Source organism: Flavobacterium sp. GL_143, assembly GCF_057834355.1.
On the sequence record NZ_CM174401.1, the window covers coordinates 4,323,030 to 4,342,122 of the forward strand.

The 19,093-nt window shown below is 32.2% G+C and carries 15 protein-coding genes; 9 read left to right on the forward strand and 6 right to left on the reverse strand.

Features of this window, described 5'->3' with window-relative positions:
• Nucleotides 1-100 precede the first annotated feature (100 nt).
• The 5 genes from efp to AC3IPI_RS18305 form a co-directional block, all read right to left on the reverse strand.
• Entirely contained in the window at nucleotides 101-667 is a 567-nt protein-coding gene (gene efp / locus AC3IPI_RS18285) for an elongation factor P (protein ID WP_039112000.1), read from the reverse strand.
• A 94-nt stretch (nucleotides 668-761) separates the two neighbouring features.
• Entirely contained in the window at nucleotides 762-1,547 is a 786-nt protein-coding gene (lpxA, locus tag AC3IPI_RS18290) for an acyl-ACP--UDP-N-acetylglucosamine O-acyltransferase (protein ID WP_035624097.1), read from the reverse strand.
• A 72-nt stretch (nucleotides 1,548-1,619) separates the two neighbouring features.
• The gene (locus tag AC3IPI_RS18295; protein WP_039112154.1) at nucleotides 1,620-3,008 is read right to left on the reverse strand and encodes a bifunctional UDP-3-O-[3-hydroxymyristoyl] N-acetylglucosamine deacetylase/3-hydroxyacyl-ACP dehydratase; all 1,389 of its coding nucleotides are present in this window, start codon (nucleotides 3,006-3,008) and stop codon (nucleotides 1,620-1,622) included.
• On the reverse strand, nucleotides 3,001-4,044 hold the full coding sequence (gene lpxD, locus AC3IPI_RS18300; RefSeq protein WP_489154730.1) for a UDP-3-O-(3-hydroxymyristoyl)glucosamine N-acyltransferase: 1,044 nt from the start codon (nucleotides 4,042-4,044) through the stop codon (nucleotides 3,001-3,003). Before lpxD ends, AC3IPI_RS18295 begins: the two co-directional genes overlap by 8 nt.
• A gap of 40 nt (nucleotides 4,045-4,084) precedes the next feature.
• On the reverse strand, nucleotides 4,085-5,314 hold the full coding sequence (locus AC3IPI_RS18305; protein ID WP_039111998.1) for an HD domain-containing protein: 1,230 nt from the start codon (nucleotides 5,312-5,314) through the stop codon (nucleotides 4,085-4,087).
• Nucleotides 5,315-5,551: 237 nt separating this feature from the next.
• On the opposite strand from AC3IPI_RS18305, the gene AC3IPI_RS18310 reads away from it, so the two are divergent.
• The 8 genes from AC3IPI_RS18310 (at nucleotide 5,552) to AC3IPI_RS18345 (ending at nucleotide 15,698) form a co-directional block, all read left to right on the forward strand.
• The gene (locus AC3IPI_RS18310; RefSeq protein WP_039111997.1) at nucleotides 5,552-6,049 is read left to right on the forward strand and encodes a GbsR/MarR family transcriptional regulator; all 498 of its coding nucleotides are present in this window, start codon (nucleotides 5,552-5,554) and stop codon (nucleotides 6,047-6,049) included.
• A gap of 16 nt (nucleotides 6,050-6,065) precedes the next feature.
• The gene (locus AC3IPI_RS18315; RefSeq protein ID WP_039111996.1) at nucleotides 6,066-7,187 is read left to right on the forward strand and encodes an efflux RND transporter periplasmic adaptor subunit; all 1,122 of its coding nucleotides are present in this window, start codon (nucleotides 6,066-6,068) and stop codon (nucleotides 7,185-7,187) included.
• Between the two features lie 8 nt (nucleotides 7,188-7,195).
• Nucleotides 7,196-10,366: an efflux RND transporter permease subunit gene (locus tag AC3IPI_RS18320; protein WP_039111995.1), complete on the forward strand. Its 3,171-nt coding sequence runs from the start codon at nucleotides 7,196-7,198 to the stop codon at nucleotides 10,364-10,366.
• A complete protein-coding gene (locus tag AC3IPI_RS18325; protein WP_086894660.1) occupies nucleotides 10,356-11,759 on the forward strand; it encodes an efflux transporter outer membrane subunit in 1,404 nt (467 codons plus the stop codon). The genes AC3IPI_RS18320 and AC3IPI_RS18325 overlap by 11 nt, the downstream gene beginning before the upstream one ends.
• Nucleotides 11,760-11,932: 173 nt before the next feature.
• Nucleotides 11,933-13,486: a T9SS response regulator signal transducer PorX gene (porX, locus tag AC3IPI_RS18330; protein ID WP_039111993.1), complete on the forward strand. Its 1,554-nt coding sequence runs from the start codon at nucleotides 11,933-11,935 to the stop codon at nucleotides 13,484-13,486.
• Between the two features lie 71 nt (nucleotides 13,487-13,557).
• Nucleotides 13,558-13,965, forward strand: a complete 408-nt coding sequence (tsaE, locus tag AC3IPI_RS18335) for a tRNA (adenosine(37)-N6)-threonylcarbamoyltransferase complex ATPase subunit type 1 TsaE (protein WP_489154734.1) — start codon at nucleotides 13,558-13,560, stop codon at nucleotides 13,963-13,965.
• Between the two features lie 113 nt (nucleotides 13,966-14,078).
• A complete protein-coding gene (locus tag AC3IPI_RS18340) occupies nucleotides 14,079-15,278 on the forward strand; it encodes an alanine dehydrogenase (protein ID WP_489154736.1) in 1,200 nt (399 codons plus the stop codon).
• Between the two features lie 36 nt (nucleotides 15,279-15,314).
• Nucleotides 15,315-15,698, forward strand: a complete 384-nt coding sequence (locus tag AC3IPI_RS18345; RefSeq protein ID WP_489154738.1) for a DUF4258 domain-containing protein — start codon at nucleotides 15,315-15,317, stop codon at nucleotides 15,696-15,698.
• A gap of 154 nt (nucleotides 15,699-15,852) precedes the next feature.
• Here AC3IPI_RS18345 and ung read toward each other — a convergent pair whose 3' ends face one another.
• A complete protein-coding gene (gene ung, locus AC3IPI_RS18350; RefSeq protein ID WP_489154740.1) occupies nucleotides 15,853-16,524 on the reverse strand; it encodes a uracil-DNA glycosylase in 672 nt (223 codons plus the stop codon).
• 111 nt (nucleotides 16,525-16,635) lie between these two features.
• Here ung and AC3IPI_RS18355 point away from each other — a divergent pair, with 111 nt between their 5' ends.
• Nucleotides 16,636-18,801, forward strand: coding sequence for an endonuclease MutS2 (locus AC3IPI_RS18355; protein WP_039111988.1), 2,166 nt, complete (start codon nucleotides 16,636-16,638; stop codon nucleotides 18,799-18,801).
• The last annotated feature ends 292 nt before the right edge of the window (nucleotides 18,802-19,093 follow it).

Sequence of the window (19,093 nt, forward strand, 5' to 3'; positions counted from 1 at the left end):
TAGAAAATGTGTCAATTAGAAAAAACAAAAGCTTTTAGTTAATTTCTGCTAATGTATCAATTTTCTAATTGACTCATTGACAAATTATCTTATTGAAAAACTACTCTTTTACACGCTCCATGTAAGAACCAGAAGCAGTATCAATTTTAATTTTATCACCTTCATTAATAAACAAAGGCACGTTTACTGTAGCCCCAGTTTCAACAGTTGCAGATTTAGTAGCATTTGTTGCTGTATTTCCTTTTACTCCTGGCTCAGCATAAGTAACTTCTAAGATTACAGAAGATGGCATATCTACAGATAAAGGTAAATCAGTTTCAGTATTTACCTGAACCATTACACTTGTTCCTTCTTTTAATAATCCTGGAGCATCCAGGATATTTTTATTCAAAGAAATTTGCTCAAAAGATTCAGTATTCATAAAATGAAATTCATCTCCTTCAGCATATAAAAACTGGTAATTATGTGTCTCTACACGTACATCTTCAATTTTGTGTCCTGCAGAAAATGTATTATCTAATACTCTTCCTGTAGTTAAACTTCTTAATTTCGTTCTTACGAAAGCTGGACCTTTTCCTGGTTTTACGTGAAGAAATTCTACGATTTTATAAATATCGTGATTGAATTTGATACATAATCCGTTTCTAATATCTGATGTTGATGCCATTTTGTTCTTGTTTTATTTAATATTTTGTTTAATCGTTAAATCGTTTATCTGTTTTCGATGTAACGAATAAACAAATAAACGATTAAACTTTTATTTAATAATTTCCTGAGTATCCTTTCATAATACCACGTGATGAGTTTCTGATAAAATCTAAAATTTCATCTCTTTCTGGAGTTGCCTCCATTTCACCTTCGATTATGCTAAGTGCTTGGGTTGTATTGTAATTTTTTTGGTATAAAATTCTATAAATTTCTTGAATTTCTCTAATTTTATCTGTGCTAAATCCTCTTCTTCTTAAACCTACAGAATTGATTCCTACATATGATAAAGGCTCTTTTGCCGCTTTTGTATAAGGAGGAACATCTTTTCTTACCAAAGAACCTCCAGATATCATTGCGTGATCCCCAATATGAATAAATTGGTGAATTGCAGCTAAACCACCAATTACGGCATGGTTTCCTACAACTACGTGTCCTGCCAAAGCAACACCATTTACAATAATTGCATTGTTCCCAATCTCGCAATCGTGAGCAATATGTGCATAAGCCATAATTAAGCAATTGTTACCAAGGATTGTTTGCCCTGATGCAACTGTACCACGATTAATCGTAACACACTCTCTAATTGTACAATTATCCCCTATTATAGCCAAAGAATCTTCTCCTCCAAACTTTAAATCTTGCGGTACGGCAGAAATTACCGCTCCTGGAAAAATATTACAATTTTTCCCTATTCGCGCGCCTTCCATTATGGTTACATTTGAACCAATCCAAGTACCATCACCAATAACTACATTATTGTGAATTGTTGTAAAAGGCTCAATTACAACATTTTTAGCGATTTTGGCGCCAGGATGAACATAAGCTAAAGGTTGATTCATCTGTATTTTTTATATTTTAAATTAAAATTGTCTTTTTTTGAAACAATAAATCTAAATAATTAACTATTTTCTTTATTGTTTTCTTGCAATTTGCGCCATCAATTCTGCTTCGGTAACTAATTTACCATTTGCGTAGGCATTTGCTTGCATGTGACAAATTCCTCTTCTGATAGGAGAAATTAATTCACATTTAAATATTAACGTATCTCCAGGTAATACCTTGTGTTTGAACTTAACATTGTCTATTTTCATAAAATAAGTCAAGTAATTCTCCGGATCAGGAACAGTACTTAATACTAAGATTCCTCCTGTTTGTGCCATAGCTTCTACGATTAAAACACCTGGCATAACTGGTGCTTCAGGAAAATGCCCTACGAAGAAATTTTCGTTCATAGTAACATTCTTCATCCCAACAACATGGCTATCAGACATCTCTATAATTCTATCAATTAATAAAAATGGAGGTCTATGAGGTAAAACTGCCATAATTTTATTAATATCCATCAATGGTTCTTGATTTAAATCATAAACCGGAACATGATTTCTTTGTTCTATTTTTATAATCTTAGCTAATTTTTTAGCAAACTGAGTATTTACAAAATGCCCTGGTTTATTAGCAATAATTTTTCCTTGAATTCTTATTCCTGTTAAAGCTAAATCTCCAATAACATCAAGTAATTTGTGTCTTGCAGCTTCATTAGGATAATGCAAAGTTAGATTATCTAAAATACCATTTGGTTTAACAGATATCTTGTCTTTACCAAAAGCTTTCTTTAAATTTTCCATTGTAGCGTCAGATATTTCTTTATCTACATATACAATAGCGTTGTTTAAATCACCACCTTTAATTAATCCGTGCTCTAAAAGAGATTCTAGTTCATGTAAAAAACTAAATGTTCTTGAATTAGAAATTTCAGCTTTAAAGTCGGCAATACTTTTCATAGTAGCATTTTGAGTACCTAAAACTTTAGTACCAAAATCGACCATAGTAGTTACTTGGTAATCATCACTTGGCATAACAAGAATTTCACTTCCTGTAGCTTCGTCTGTAAAAGAAATAACTTCTTTTACAACATATATATTACGTTGTGCTTCTTGCTCTTCTATTTCTGCATTTTCGATTGCTTCAACAAAATATTTTGATGAACCATCCATAATAGGAAGCTCTGATGCATTTAACTCGATTATAACATTGTCAAGATCACATCCAACCAATGCAGCTAAAACGTGCTCTGGCGTTTGAATTTTAACACCTAATTTCTCAAGGTTAGTACCTCTTTGTGTATTTACTACATAATTAGCATCTGCCTCAATAATAGGATGTCCTTGTAAATCAACTCTCACAAAAGTAAATCCATTATTTATTGGAGCAGGTTTAAAAGTCATTGTTACTTCTTTCCCAGTGTGTAGTCCAACTCCTGTTAGTGAAATTTCCTTCTTGATGGTCTTCTGTTTAACCATTATTTCCATTTTTTTGGTTTAATATTTGTTTTTTTAATTCTTCTAATTCAGCAACGATTTTAGGCAAATTCTTAAAATGAACATATGATTTATTAAAATCAGTATATCCAAGTGAAGGTGTTCCTTGCAAAATTTCGTCATCTTTAATATTTCTGGCAACTCCAGATTGTGCTTGCAATCTAACATTGTTTCCAATAGTTAAATGTCCTGCAATACCTACTTGACCGCCAATCATTGCATTTTTACCGATTTTTGTAGAGCCAGCAACGCCAGATTGGGCTGCGATAACAGTGTTTTCACCAATCTCTACATTATGGGCAATCTGGATCTGATTGTCTAACTTCACTCCTTTTCGGATAATTGTAGATCCTAAAGTTGCTCTGTCTATAGTTGTATTTGCACCAATATCAACATTATCTTCGATAATTACATTCCCTATTTGTGGTACTTTACTATATATACCTTCTTCATTTGGTACAAAACCAAAACCGTCGGCTCCAATAATTGTTCCTGAATGAATTGTGCAATTATTTCCTATGATTGTTTCGGAATAAATTTTAGCGCCTGCAAAAATATGTACATTATTGCCAATAACAACATTATCTCCAATAAAAGAATTTGGATAAATTTTGACATCGTTTCCTAAAACTACGTTTTGTCCCACATAACTAAAGCTACCTAGGTATAGGTTATCGCCATATTTTGCACTTTCAGACAAGAAAGATTGTGGTTCAATTCCGTTTTTATTCAATTTTACTTGATTATAAAACTCTAATAATTTAGAAAATGACGCATAAGCATCGTCAACTTTAATTAATGTTGTGCTAATTTCTGTTTCGGGTACAAAAGTATCATTAACAATTGTTACTGATGCTTTTGTCGAATATATATGATTGATATATTTAGGGTTAGCCAAGAAAGTAAGAGATCCTTCTGTACCTTCTTCTATTTTAGATAAGCGAGAAACTTCTGCATTGGGATTCCCAACTACCTCTCCTCCTAAAATTTCTGCTATTTGTTCTGCTGTAAATTTCATTGCGACAAAAATATAAAAAAATAGGTTTTAAATGTTAATTTTAGATCAGTTGTTTTGGAAAACAGAGGTAATACTTTGTTACCAATTTAGATAACGATTTCAAATTCAGCTGGTCTGAGGCTTCTACAACATCCTCAATTGTCTTATCTTTTTTTAATATTCGTATAGGTTCGGCTTCTTTACTGTATGCTTGATTTTTTATTTTCCCTCTATATATAAAGTAACTGGCATCAATTGCAGAGATATTATTCTGAGATGCAAATTTTTCTTTCAGGCTTTGCAATTCTTCTAATGAAATTTTTTCGCTACTTAGTTTAATTTTTAATAAATCCCTGTTTATTATCATTTTACTTAAAGTAGATAATATAAAATCATCATGTTTTTGCCATGCTTTTAAAGCGCCTATTATATCAAAATCGTCCAGTTGAGAGAATAAATCCAATGTTTCTGGAGTAAAAGTTTCCAAGGTAATTTTGTTTTGCATAAAAAACATCAAAGGTTCGCTGCAAGGCAAATGAATTCCTTTTAGAGTTAATTCTTTGGCTCTTTTTAAGACTTTCGTCAAAATAAGTTCTGCAACCAAGCTCGTTTTATGTAAATAAGCTTGCCAATACATTAATCTGCGAGAGAGCAAAAACTTTTCGACAGAGTAAATACCTTTTTCTTCAATAACCAAAACATCATCTACAACATTCATCATTTGGATTAAACGCTCAGAATTGACATTCCCTTCGGCCACACCAGTATAAAAACTATCACGTTTAAGATAATCCATACGATCCATATCTAATTGGCTCGAAATCAACTGCAACATAAACTTTCTGTGATAGTCTCCTTTAAATATCTGAATTGCCAAACTTAGCTTTCCGTTAAACTCAATATTTAATTGATTCATAAACAATAACGAGATTGCTTCATGATTTACATCTTCAACAATACTTCTCTCCATTGCATGCGAAAAAGGTCCATGACCTATATCATGTAGTATAATCGCTATATATAATGCGTTTTCTTCTTCGACGGAAATTGTAACATCTTTAAAGCGTAATGTTTCGATTGCTTTTTGCATTAAATGCATACAACCTAAGGCATGATGAAACCGAGTATGATTAGCTCCAGGATAAACCAAATAAGACAGTCCCATTTGAGAGATTCGGCGTAAACGCTGAAAATAAGGATGCTCTATTAAATCATATATAAAAGCATTTGGAATGGAAATGAAACCATATATGGGATCATTGAAAATTTTCAGCTTATTTATAACGTTCACTATTTGGTTATTTTTTAGGTCAACAAATATAACTAAATTACTACTTATTTTGTTTTACATTTTGGGCAAAAAAGCAAACAAATTAAGTTTTTATGATGTAATGTTATCATAATTATCTAAATTAGTGCATCGAAAAGACAATATTACGCTTTTTTATTGGTAACAAACAATTAACACAAATTTAAGTTCGTTTAGTTCGGTAAATTACGAACCAATTTTATCTTTGCCCAAAAAATCATGGATACTAACATACAAAAGGAAAGAGAGGAGCTTATAGAGTTATTCGGTATTCATTTTGAATCAGTATATAACTTGCCCCCGCTTTGCTCAAGAATTCTTGGACTATTAATCGTTGAAGCTTTTAAAGATGGGCTGACTTTTGAGCAAATAGTAGAAAAAATGGGTGCTAGTAAAAGTTCTGTATCTACAAATTTGAATTTTCTTTTAAAAATAGGAAAGATAGATTATTATACTTTACATGGTGATCGAAAAAAATATTTCAGACCGCCACCGTTTAGTGAACGATTTACTAATTATTTAAAAATTCTTGAGTTTGAGAATAAAATAATTGACAAAATGATTTTTTACAGAGAGAAAACAATGAATACCCCTGAAGAAAGAATGAATATGGAACATGCAAAAGCATATAAAAGCCACATCCTAAAAGTCGAAGAATTAGTTATAGAAACAATTACTGAAATTATAGAAATCGAAAAAGTTAATAATAAATCATAAATCAAATTTAATACAAATGAAGAATATCTCATTCTCCCTAATAGCTATCATGCTAGTTTTTGCGTCATGTAAAAAAAAGGAAGAACAAGCCCCGCCGCAAGGTCCAGCTCCGTTCCCTGTTAAAACAATTTCAATACAAGATGCAGTAGTATATCAAGAGTATAGCGCAAATCTTGAGGGTCAGCAAAATGTTGAAATTCGTCCGAAAGTAAATGGATATATCCAAAAGATTTATGTTGATGAAGGTCAGGTTGTAAAAAAAGGACAATTGCTTTTTAAACTTGAAACTCAAACATTAAATCAAGATGCATCTGCAGCAAAAGCTTCTGTTCAAGCAGCACAAGTAGAAGTTGACAGATTGAAACCACTAGTTGATAGAAAAATCATTAGTATCGTTCAATTAGAAACTGCAAAAGCTAAGTTGGCTCAAGCCAAAAGTGCTTATGGAAGTATTGCTGCCAATATTGGATACGGAACAATCATTTCTCCGGTAAGTGGAGTAATTGGTGGTTTACCTTTTAGAGAAGGAAGCTTGGTTAGTGCAACTAGCGAAGTGCCTTTAACAACAGTATCTGATACAAAAATTGTTCGTGCTTATTTCTCTATGAATGAAAAACAGTTATTATTCTTTAATAAAACATTTAAAGGAGCAACTACTGCCGAAAAATTAAAATCTGCACCGCCAGTTTCATTATTATTGGTTGATAATACAGAGTACGACCAAAAAGGGAAAATCGCTACAATGAATGGTTTAGTTAATGCAGCAACAGGAAACACACAATTTAGAGCAGATTTTAATAACCCACAAGGTATTTTAAGAAGTGGTAGTACAGGAATTATCCGTTTACCTATTGAGCAAAAAAATGTGATTTTAGTTCCTCAAAATGCAGTTTTTGAAGTGCAAGGGAAACAAATGATTTATGTTGTTGAAAAAGGAAACAAGGTAAAATCTACAATTGTAGTAACAAATGGTACTTCAGATTTAGATTTCATTGTAACAGAAGGTCTTAAAGCAGGCGATGTTGTTGTTGTAGAAGGAGCGTCAAAATTAAAAGATGACATGGAAATCACGCCACAACAAGCCAAAGATGCAGCTAATAAAGCTACAGAAACAACAAATACTACAGCTAAAAAATAATATACAAGATGTTAAAAACGTTTATAGAAAGACCTGTTCTCTCGACGGTAATATCCATCTTAATTACCATACTTGGTATTTTAGGATTGATGTCATTACCGGTAGAACAATACCCCGAAATTGCACCACCAACCGTTCAGGTAAGTGCAACATATACTGGAGCAAATGCTGAAACAGTATTAAATAGTGTCGTTATTCCTCTAGAAGAAGAAATTAATGGTGTGGAAGGAATGACATACATGACTTCTTCTGCTGCAAATGATGGTTCTGCAAAAATATCTGTTTATTTTGAACTTGGAGTTGATCCAGATATTGCTGCGGTAAACGTTCAGAACAGAGTTTCTCGTGCAACTAGTAAATTGCCACAAGCAGTTGTGCAAACAGGGGTTACTACCCTAAAAAGTCAAACGAGTGCTTTGATGTTCTTTGCTTTGTATTCGAACAACGACGATTTTGACGAGACATATATTCAGAATTATGCCAAAATTAACCTTGTACCAAAATTGCAACGTGTTAAAGGTGTAGGACAAGTAAACGTTTTTGGAGCTAAGGATTACTCGATGAGAATCTGGATTAATCCAGAAAAAATGGCTGCTTATAATGTAGCGCCAAAAGATATTCAGGCAGCTTTACAAGAGCAAAACGTTGAGGCAGCTCCTGGTAAATTTGGAGAAAATGCCGATGGTATTTACGAATACGTAATTAAATATAAAGGTCGTCTTTCGGAAATTAAAGATTACGAAGATATTGTTATCAAAGCTACTGGTAACGGAAACTTTGTTCACTTAAAAGATGTTGCAACAGTAGAATTAGGTGGTTTTAATTATGGAACCAAAAATATTGCAATGGGTAAACAAGGGGTTGCCGTTGGGGTATTTCAAACTTCTGGTTCAAATGCACAAGACATTATAACCGAAGTAGTAAACATTTTAGACGATGCAAAACCAGATTTCCCAAAAGGAGTAGATTATGTAATTCCTTATAATACTAAAACCTTCCTAGATGCTTCGATAGAAAAAGTAATTTCAACGTTAATTGAAGCTTTTATATTAGTATTTATTGTTGTGTTCTTGTTCTTGCAAGATTTCCGTTCTACGTTAATTCCTGCAATAGCAGTTCCTGTAGCAATTATTGGTACGTTTTTCTTCCTGCAAGTATTTGGTTTCTCTATCAATATGTTAACATTGTTTGCAATGATTCTGGCTATTGGTATTGTGGTCGATGATGCAATTGTCGTCGTCGAGGCAGTCCACGCCAAGCTGGATGAAGGAGCAAAATCAGGAAAAGAAGCTACAATTTCTGCAATGAGCGAGATTACAGGAGCGATTATTTCTATCACATTAGTAATGTCTGCGGTATTTATTCCTGTGTCATTCTTAAGTGGACCATCGGGAGTATTCTACCAACAGTTTGCAATTACATTGGCAATTGCGATTTTAATTTCGGCAATTAATGCATTGACTTTAAGTCCTGCATTATGTGCTTTGTTCTTAAAACCTCATGAAGCTTCAGATCATCACGATAAGAATTTCAAAGATAGATTCTTCATTGCTTTCAATACTAGTTTTGATAGAATGAACAATAAATATGTTAAGTCTCTTGGATTCTTAGCAAGAAAAAAATGGGTTGCAATTTCAGGATTATTAGTATTCACGGCAATCACTATATTTTTATTCCAAACTACACCATCAGGATTTATTCCTAATGAGGATAGAGGAATCATCATGGCAGATTTAACGCTTCCTCCAGGAACAACTTTGGAGAAAACACAATTAGCCGTTAATGAATTAGATTCTATTTTGGCCTCAATGGATATTGTAGAATCAAGAATGAGTGTTGTTGGTTTTAGTTTATTAAATAGTGTAAATGGAGGATCTTATGCATTTACAGTAATTAAATTAAAAGACTGGAAATACCGTAAAGAAGCCAATCAATCTGTAGATGCAGTTGTAGGTGAATTATTTGGTAGAACAGCACATTTTAAAGATGCCAAAGCATTATTCTTTACACCTCCAAGTGTACAAGGTTTTGGTTCTGCCGATGGTTTCGAATTAAAAATCCAGGATAAAGGAGATGATGATTGGACAACAGTGAGTAAAGTAAGTAATGAATTCTTGGCTGAATTAATGAAGAGACCGGAAATTCAGTACGCAATTACCAACTTCAATCCTACTTTCCCACAATATCAAATGGATATTAACGTAGAAAGAGCAAAAAATGCAGGTGTTTCTGTTTCTGATATTTTTAATACAATGCAAGGATACTACGGAGGATTGTACACTACCGATTTTAATAAATTTGGTAAACAATACCGTGTAATGATTCAGGCAAAACCATCAGACAGAGCAACTCTTGAATCAATCAATACGATTTATGTTAAAAATGCTGCAGGTCAGCAAGTAGCCATAAGCCAGTTTGTTGATTTCAAAAGAATTTATGGACCAGAAGCAGTTGCACGTTTCAACATGCTAAAAGCCGTGAACGTTAATGGTAAAGCAAAACCTGGTTATAGTTCTGGAGATGCTATTAAAGCAATTCAGGAAGTAGCAGCTCAGCATTTGCCAAAAACTTATAGCTATGAATTCTCTGGTATGACACGTGAGGAAATCCTTGCCGGAAGTCAGGCTGCTGGTGTATTCTTATTGAGTTTAATATTTGTATATTTCTTATTAAGTGCACAATACGAAAGTTATTTAGTTCCATTATCAGTATTGCTTTCATTGCCTGTAGGTATTGCCGGAGCAATTGGATTTGTGAAACTCGCAGGATTAGAAAATAACATTTATTTCCAGGTAGCCCTGATAATGCTTATAGGACTACTAGCGAAGAATGCCATTCTGATAGTCGAGTTTGCCATACAAAGGCGACGACACGGAATGGACTTGACACAAGCTGCGATAGAAGGTGCAAAAGCACGTTTACGTCCTATTTTAATGACCTCTCTTGCTTTTATCTTTGGTTTAATGCCATTGGCTTTAGCTTCAGGAGTTGGTGCTGTAGGTAACCGTTCAATCGGTATGGGAGCTGTAGGTGGAATGTTGATAGGAACAATTTTTGGAGTATTTGTAATTCCAATATTGTTTATTATTTTCCAAAGCTTACAAGAAAGAATCTCTGGAAAACCATTTACAGAGAAAGAATCAGATGTTATACTTTTAGACGAAGAAAATGAAAAATAATATAAATAAAATAGTAACAGTTGTCATCACGGCAACTGTTATGCAATCCTGCTTCGTTGCAAAAGAATACGAAAGACCAAAGGATATTAAAACCGAAAACTTATATAGAACCGAAGTGGTTTCTAAAGACAGTACTTCGATGGCAAATCTTTCTTGGGACAAAGTTTTCACAGATCCAATTTTGCAAGGTTACATCAAAAAAGGATTAGAAAACAACTTGGATATCCGAATTGCAATGCAAAACATTGCTGCTGCCGAAGCATCAATGAAACAAGGAAAATCAGGGTACTTCCCTACTCTTTCTGTAGGTGCAGATTGGACACACCAACAGTTATCAAAAAACAGCCAGTTTGGAGCTTTACTTCAAAATCGCAGTACCGATCAATACCAGCTTGCTGGAACTCTAGGTTGGGAAGCTGATATTTGGGGTAAAATAAGAAGTAATAAACGTGCAACAAATGCTGTTTATTTACAAACTACTGCTGCAAATCAAGCTGTAAAAACTCAATTAATTGCAGATATTGCTTCTACTTACTATCAATTGATTGCAATAGATGAGCAAATCAAATTATCTGAAGAGACTTTGATTAACAGAACAGAAAGTGTAGAAACGATTATTGCTTTAAAAGATGCAGGAAACGTTACCGAAGTTGGAGTTAAGCAAACAGAAGCTCAAAAATATGCTACAGAAATTATCATTGCTGATTTAAAAGTAAGCACGATTCTTTATGAAAACAAAATGAGCATTCTTTTAGGAGAATCTTCTACTAAAGTAGAGAGAAGTAGTTTTGAAGTGCAGAAAATGCAACCAGAAATTACGCTTGGTGTACCTGCAACTTTATTAAGAAACAGACCAGATGTAATTGCTGCAGAATATAATTTGATTTCAAATTTTGAAAGAACCAATGTTGCAAGAAGTAATTTTTATCCAACACTTAAAATTACAGCAACTGGCGGACTTCAAAGTATTGATTTAAAAGAATGGTTTAGTGCAAATTCATTTTTCGCAAATGTTGTAACAGGATTAACACAGCCAATTTTTAATCAACGCCAGATTAAAACAAATTTTGAAATAGCTAAAGCAAATCAGGAAAAAGCATACCTACAATTTGAGCAATCATTGCTTACTGCAGGAAAAGAAGTTTCTGATGCCTTAGCGCAATATAACAATGAAACCAAAAAAATTGCAATTCGCGAGAAACAAGTAGAAGCATTAAAAGTTGCTACAGGATATTCAGATGAATTATTAAAATATGGTTTAGTGAATTATTTAGAAGTTCTTACTGCAAAAGACGATGCGTTAAATGCAGAATTAACTTTAATCGAAAACAAATTTTCACAATATAATGCCATTATTCAATTATACAGAGCCCTTGGAGGTGGATGGCAATAAGATTTCATAATTAGGTTACTTATTAATTTTCATATTTAAACCACTGGATATTTTTTATATTCAGTGGTTTTTATTTTTTTCATAGTAAAATTATCATAATATTAATAAATAGCCGTTTTAAAAAGAAGTAAATTGCCACTTAGATTTAACAATTTTGAACAAGCTATATAATTATGGATAAGATAAAAATACTTTGGGTTGATGATGAAATCGACTTATTAAAGCCACACATATTATTTTTAGAGAAAAAAAACTATGCAGTAACGACATGTAATAATGGACTTGATGCAATTGCGATTTTCGAAGATGAAAATTTTGATATTGTTTTTCTTGACGAAAATATGCCTGGAATGAGCGGATTGGAAACACTTTCGGAAATGAAAGAGAAAAAATCTACTATTCCGATGATTATGATTACCAAAAGTGAAGAGGAATATATCATGGAAGAAGCTATTGGATCTAAAATAGCCGACTATTTGATAAAACCTGTAAACCCTAATCAAATCTTGTTGAGCTTAAAGAAAAATCTCGATCACTCAAGATTAATTTCTGAAAAAACAACACTAGATTATCAAAAGGAATTCAGGAAAATTGCTATGGAAATGGCGATGGTTAATTCTTATGAAGATTGGATTGAATTGTACAAAAAACTAGTTTTTTGGGAACTAGAATTGGAGAATATCAATGACCAGGGAATGATTCAAATTTTGGAATCTCAAAAAGTTGAAGCAAATTCTCAATTTGGGAAATACATAGAACGTAATTATGAAGATTGGTTTGCACCAAAAGCAGATAAACCAATTCAATCACATACTTTATTTAAAGAATTAGTAGTTCCGGAAATTAAAAAGAAAGACAAACCAATTTTGTTTGTTGTAATTGATAATTTACGTTACGATCAATGGAAATCATTTGAAACTGTAGTAGGAAATTATTATAAACTAGAAAAAGAAGTTCCTTATTTCTCGATACTACCTACGGCAACACAATATGCCCGAAATGCGATATTTTCAGGTTTATTACCAATAGAAATGGAAAAACAATTTCCTGAGTATTGGAAAAATGATGTAGAAGACGGAGGAAAAAATCTATACGAAGCTGAGTTTTTAAGTGCACAATTAAAACGATTGGGATTAAATATAAAAGAAGACTATTTTAAAATCACCAACCTAGCAAGTGGAAAAAAACTAGCTGAAAATTTTAAAGCACTTAAAAATAATGATCTTGTAACAGTCGTTTACAACTTTGTAGATATGCTATCACATGCAAAAACAGAGCTAGATGTTGTAAAAGAATTAGCTTCGGATGATAAAGCTTACCGATCGCTGACATTGAGCTGGTTCAAAAATTCTCCTTTGTTAGAAATTATACAGCAAGCTCAGAACTTAGGATTTAAATTAATTCTAACTACAGATCACGGAACAATCAATGTAAAAAATCCATCGAAAGTAGTAGGAGATAAAAACACAAGCTTAAATTTACGATACAAAACAGGACGAAGTTTAACCTACGAGCATAAAGATGTGTACGTTGTAAAAGAACCTAAAAAAATAGGTTTACCTGCAATAAATATGAGCAGTTCGTTTATTTTTGCAAAAAATGATTTGTTTTTGGCTTACGTAAATAATTACAATCATTATGTGAGTTATTATAAAAACACATATCAGCACGGAGGAATTTCACTAGAAGAAATGATAATCCCGTTCTTGATATTTAATCCAAAGTAAAAGGAGAAAAATTTAGCTTCAGTTTACATCGGAAGTAAAAAAAATTAGCTTAAAAAAAATATAAATAAAAAATGGAAGTTACTTTTTCGTTAGACCAAATTCAGCAAGTTGCACAACAAATCTTAGCACAAAACCCTAATAAAATTCTCCTTTTTAATGGAGAAATGGGTGCGGGAAAAACCACACTTATTAAGCAATTGTGTAAAAGTTTAGGAATTGAAGATGCCACAAGTAGCCCAACTTTTTCTTTGGTTAATGAATATCAAACTAATGACAATCAAACTGTATATCATTTTGATTTTTATAGATTAAATCATGAAACCGAAGCTCTAGACATGGGAGTTGATGATTATTTATATTCTGGAAATTGGTGTTTTATTGAATGGTCAGAAAAAATTCCAAGTTTAATCCCAGAACAACATTCGATTGTAACAATAGAATTGTTGCCAGACGGAAAACGTTTATTAAAACTAGTTTAATTCCTTAGGCTAATACAAAAATTATACTTCATTGAAGAATGTGTATTAGCCTAGAGAATACTGTTTTATTAAAAAGATTTTACGTAATTTGTACTCTTAATTTTGCATAAACAATGTCAATAACGATAACTCCATTTACGAAACAAGATTTGTTGCCTCAAGAAGAAAAACTTGAAATTGGCAGATACAAAAGAGAACTTTTCATTGGAATTCCTAAAGAAACAAGTTATCAGGAACGTCGTATTTGCTTAACACCAGATGCCGTAAACTCACTTACCTATCAGGGTCACAGAGTTATGATTGAATCTGGCGCAGGAGAAAGTTCTAGTTATACCGACAAAGAATATAGTGATGCTGGTGCAGAAGTAACAAAAGATACCAAACGAGTTTTTGGTTGCCCTATGTTGTTAAAAGTTGAACCACCAACAGTTGCAGAGATTAAATTAATGAATCCAGAAACAATTTTAATATCTGCGATTCAACTAAAAACTAGGAAAAAGACCTATTTTGAAGCTTTGGCTCAAAAAAGAATTACCGCATTAGCATTTGAGTATATAAAAGATGAAGACGGAACTTATCCAGCTGTAAAATCATTAAGCGAAATTGCAGGAACAGCATCAATACTTATTGCTGCCGAATTAATGATTACAAATGAGTTTGGAAAAGGATTACTATTTGGTAATATTACAGGAGTCCCTCCTACCGATGTTGTAATTTTAGGTGCAGGAACTGTTGGTGAATTTGCTTCTAAAACAGCAATTGGTCTAGGAGCAACTGTAAAAGTTTTTGATAATTCGATTACCAAATTACGTCGCTTACAAAACAATCTTAATCAGCGTGTATTTACATCAACAATACAACCAAAAGCGTTATTAAAAGCGTTAAGACGTTGTGATGTGGCTATTGGTGCTATGCGAGGTAAAGAACGTTGCCCGATTATAGTAACCGAAACTATGGTAGAGCACATGAAAAAAGGTGCTGTAATTGTAGATGTAAGTATTGATACAGGTGGTTGTTTTGAAACCTCAGAAGTAACTACACATGAAAAACCAACTTTCATTAAAAGTAATGTTTTGCATTATTGCGTTCCAAATATCCCATCTCGATATTCTAAAACTGCCTCACTTTCAATAAGTAACATAATTACGCCTTATTTATTACAAATTGCTGAAGATGGCGGACTTGAAAGCGCTATAAGATGCAATAAAGGATTGAAAAACGGAATTTATATGTATCACGGAATCCTTACCAATAAAGCTATAGGCGAATGGTTTGATTTACCTGATAATGACATTAATTTACTTGTATTTTAAGGCAACTTTAGCGTACCTTTGCCAAAAATAGAATTCATGAAGTTTGTACATCGTTTTGCATATTATTTAGTTGGATTAGTTATGGGATGTTTCTTTGTAGCCCTTGTATTTAGTGGAAAAGATACACGTTGTAATTATTTTCCTAATGCAAGAGTTTTAAATGATTTAAGAAATAAACCATTTCACTATTCTGAAGAAGCTTCTAAAATTTTGACAGAAAAATGGATTGACACTTTGGATATAAAAAACACATTACAATTTGGTGATGTTGATTTTGATAAAAGTAATGTAGAATATAAAAAAGGGAAATTATACATTATAGAAGGTAAAACCTTGAAAAATCAAGAAGTAATACTTAAAGTAATTAATTATCCTGGGAAAGCTGTTTTAGAATCTATAGAAAAGAAACCAGCAAATTAAAGCTATCGTATATACAGATATTTTAAAAAACTAAACACGAGTTTACTTCGTCTGTTCGACTTTCAGTCTCGAGTCACAAACTAAGTTAATTATTATAATTAGTGAGAATTAGAGAAATTCGTGTTTACTTTTTTTATATTGAAGTGGTATCAAATTAGAGCCATTTAATTTCTTCGATTTTCTTCGATTTTAAAAAATCATTTGTCTTAGTAAAATGCTTATTTCCAAACCATTTTCCTTGATTGGCACTCATAGGCGATGGATGACCAGATTCTAGAATCAAATGTTTTGTACGGTCTATTTTAAGACCTTTCTTTTGAGCAAAAGCACCCCACAATAAAAATACAACATCTTCTTTTTGATCAGATATTGTCTTGATTACTGCATCGGTAAATAAATTCCATTTTAAATGTTTGTGACTATTAGGTCTATCTTTTCGAACAGTTAAAGAAGCATTTAAAAGTAAAACACCTTGTTTTGCCCAAGATTCTAAATTACCCGAAGTCGGCATAAAAACCGAATCAAAATCTGTATTTAATTCTCTGAAAATATTACGGAGAGAAGGAGGAATTTTTACATTATCATTTACCGAAAAACTTAAACCATTAGCTTCTCCTACTCCATGATAGGGATCTTGCCCAATGATAACTACTTTTACATCTTGAAATGAACAATGATTGAATGCCGAAAAAATTAAATCAGTTGGAGGATAGCAAACTTGGTTTTTATACTCATCTTCAAGAGATAATAACAAATCATTAAAATAAGGTTTTCCTATTTCATCTGATAATACTGCTTGCCAATCTGGATTGAGGTTAATTTTCATTTCAATAAATTTTACTACAAATTACGCAAAGTTTTTTGCAAAGAACCAATTAATACTACTATTTAGTTTCAAAACTTTGTAACTTTGAAGCTTTACAACTTACGATATAATATGATATCTATTACTGATAAAACATTACAAGATTTACAATTCCCTACAGTGCTCGAAACTATTTCGGACATTTGTAATACCGATATAGGCAAACAAAAAGCTTTAGAAATAAGACCTTTCAGAGATAAAGAAACTTTGATGCAAGCATTGATGCAAACATCCGAGTATATTTCGTCTTTCCAAAATAACAATGCAATTCCAAATCATGGTTTTGATGCGATTACTTACGAAATTAAATTTCTGGCAATCGAAGATAGTTTTCTGGAAGTTGGCAGTTTTAGAAAAATTGCAACCTTATCATCTACAGTTAATTTCTTATTGAATTACTTTAAAAAATTTGATGATTATTACCCAAATTTAAATGCGAGAGCTTCACAAGTAGAATTTACAAAAGAAATTATTTCGCAAATAGATGTTGTTGTAGATAAGTATGGAGAAATTAAAGATAATGCTTCTCCAGAATTAGCTAACATTCGACGTGATATGAATTTGGTTCGTGGTAAAGTAAACCAAAGTTTTGGTGTAGCTTTAACACAATACAACAGTTTAGGTTATCTGGACGATATTAAAGAAAGTTTTGTGCAAAACCGTCGTGTTCTTGCAGTTTTGGCAATGTATCGTCGTAAGGTAAAAGGTTCTATTTTAGGAAGTTCAAAAACCGGAAGTATTGCTTATATAGAGCCAGAAACTACTCTTAAATACTCTAGAGAACTTAGCAATTTAGAATATGAGGAAAAAGAAGAAATCACTCGTATTTTAAAACAATTATCAAATGCTATTCGTCCGTATTTGTCTTTACTTGTTGATTATCAGGCTTTTTTAAGTGATATAGATGTTGTTGCTGCCAAAGCTAAATATGCCAATAAGATAAATGGTATTTTACCAACAATTACAGAGGAACGTCGTTTGTATTTTAGAGATGCTTTTCATCCTATTTTGTATTTAAATAACAAACAGAAGAATGAAATTACGCATCCGCAAACTATTGAATTAAAACAAGATAACAGAATCATTGTAATCTCTGGACCAAATGCCGGAGGTAAAACAATCTCGCTGAAAACCGTAGGATTACTACAATTAATGCTACAATCAGGAATGTTGATTCCTGTGCACGAGCGTAGTGAAACTTTCTTGTTTGACAGAATCTTAACTGATATTGGTGATAATCAATCTATTGAAAATCATTTAAGTACATATAGTTATAGATTAAAAAACATGAATTATTTCTTGAAGAAATGCAACAAGAAAACCATGTTTTTGATCGATGAATTTGGAACTGGTTCTGATCCCGAATTAGGTGGAGCTTTGGCTGAAATTTTCTTAGAAGAATTTTACCATCGTGAAGCTTTCGGAATTATAACGACGCATTATTCTAATCTTAAGATTTTGGCAAACGAATTGCCTTTTGCAACAAATGCCAATATGCTTTTTGATGAACAATCATTAGAGCCAATGTACAAATTAGTTCTTGGTCAAGCTGGAAGTTCGTTTACATTTGAGGTTGCATTGAAAAATGGAATTCCGTATGGTTTGATTAATCGTGCAAAAAAGAAAATCGAAATCGGAAAAGTTCGTTTTGACAAAACCATTGCAACACTTCAGAAAGAACGCTCGAAACTAGAAAAAACTTCTTTGAACTTAAAAGAAGAAGAAACTAGAGCGCGTGCCGAAAGTAACAAAATGGAAAATATAAATGTCAAGATAAAACAAAAACTAGAAAGCTATCAGGAATTATATGATAGTAACCAGAAGACGATTTATATTGGGCAAAAAATTGAAGACATCTCTGAGAAATATTTCAATAATAAAAATAAAAAAGAACTGATAGGAGAATTTTTGAAGATTATTGAAATTGAAAATTCCAAACGCAAAAAAGCAACTCCGAAAGAAGCAAAAGCAATAGTTGAAAAGAAAAAAGAAGTTATTGCCGAAGTAACTGTTCAGGTTGAAGAAATTCGAAAAGAGAAAAAAGAAAAGAAATTAAAAGCTGTTGTCGAAAAACCTAAAGTAACTTTAAAAGTTGGTGATCGAGTGCGTATGATTGACGGAAGGTCTGTAGGAAGTATTGACTCTATCGAAAAAAATAAAGCTACGGTAAATTATGGCATTTTTACTTCGAAAGTAAATTTAGATGAATTGGAATTTGTTGAAGCAGCTAAAAAATAGTTTTTAGTTTTTTGTCGCAGTTTTCAGCATTAAAAAGCTTAAATTATATCAAAAACCAAAATAAAGCGATTTAAACAATCATCTTCAGAAAGACACTTAATGAGTTGGAAGATTTTAAAAAACCACTTAAAAGTTATTTATGAAAGCTGTTTTAGATTTAATAAATTTATACAATAATCAACATTGATAGAATAAACCAATAGTAATAAAAAGGAATATTTTTAACGAAATAAACTACATAAAGTAGCTTTGTCAAAGTTTTGAACTAAGGATGTAAGGAACTTTGATAAAA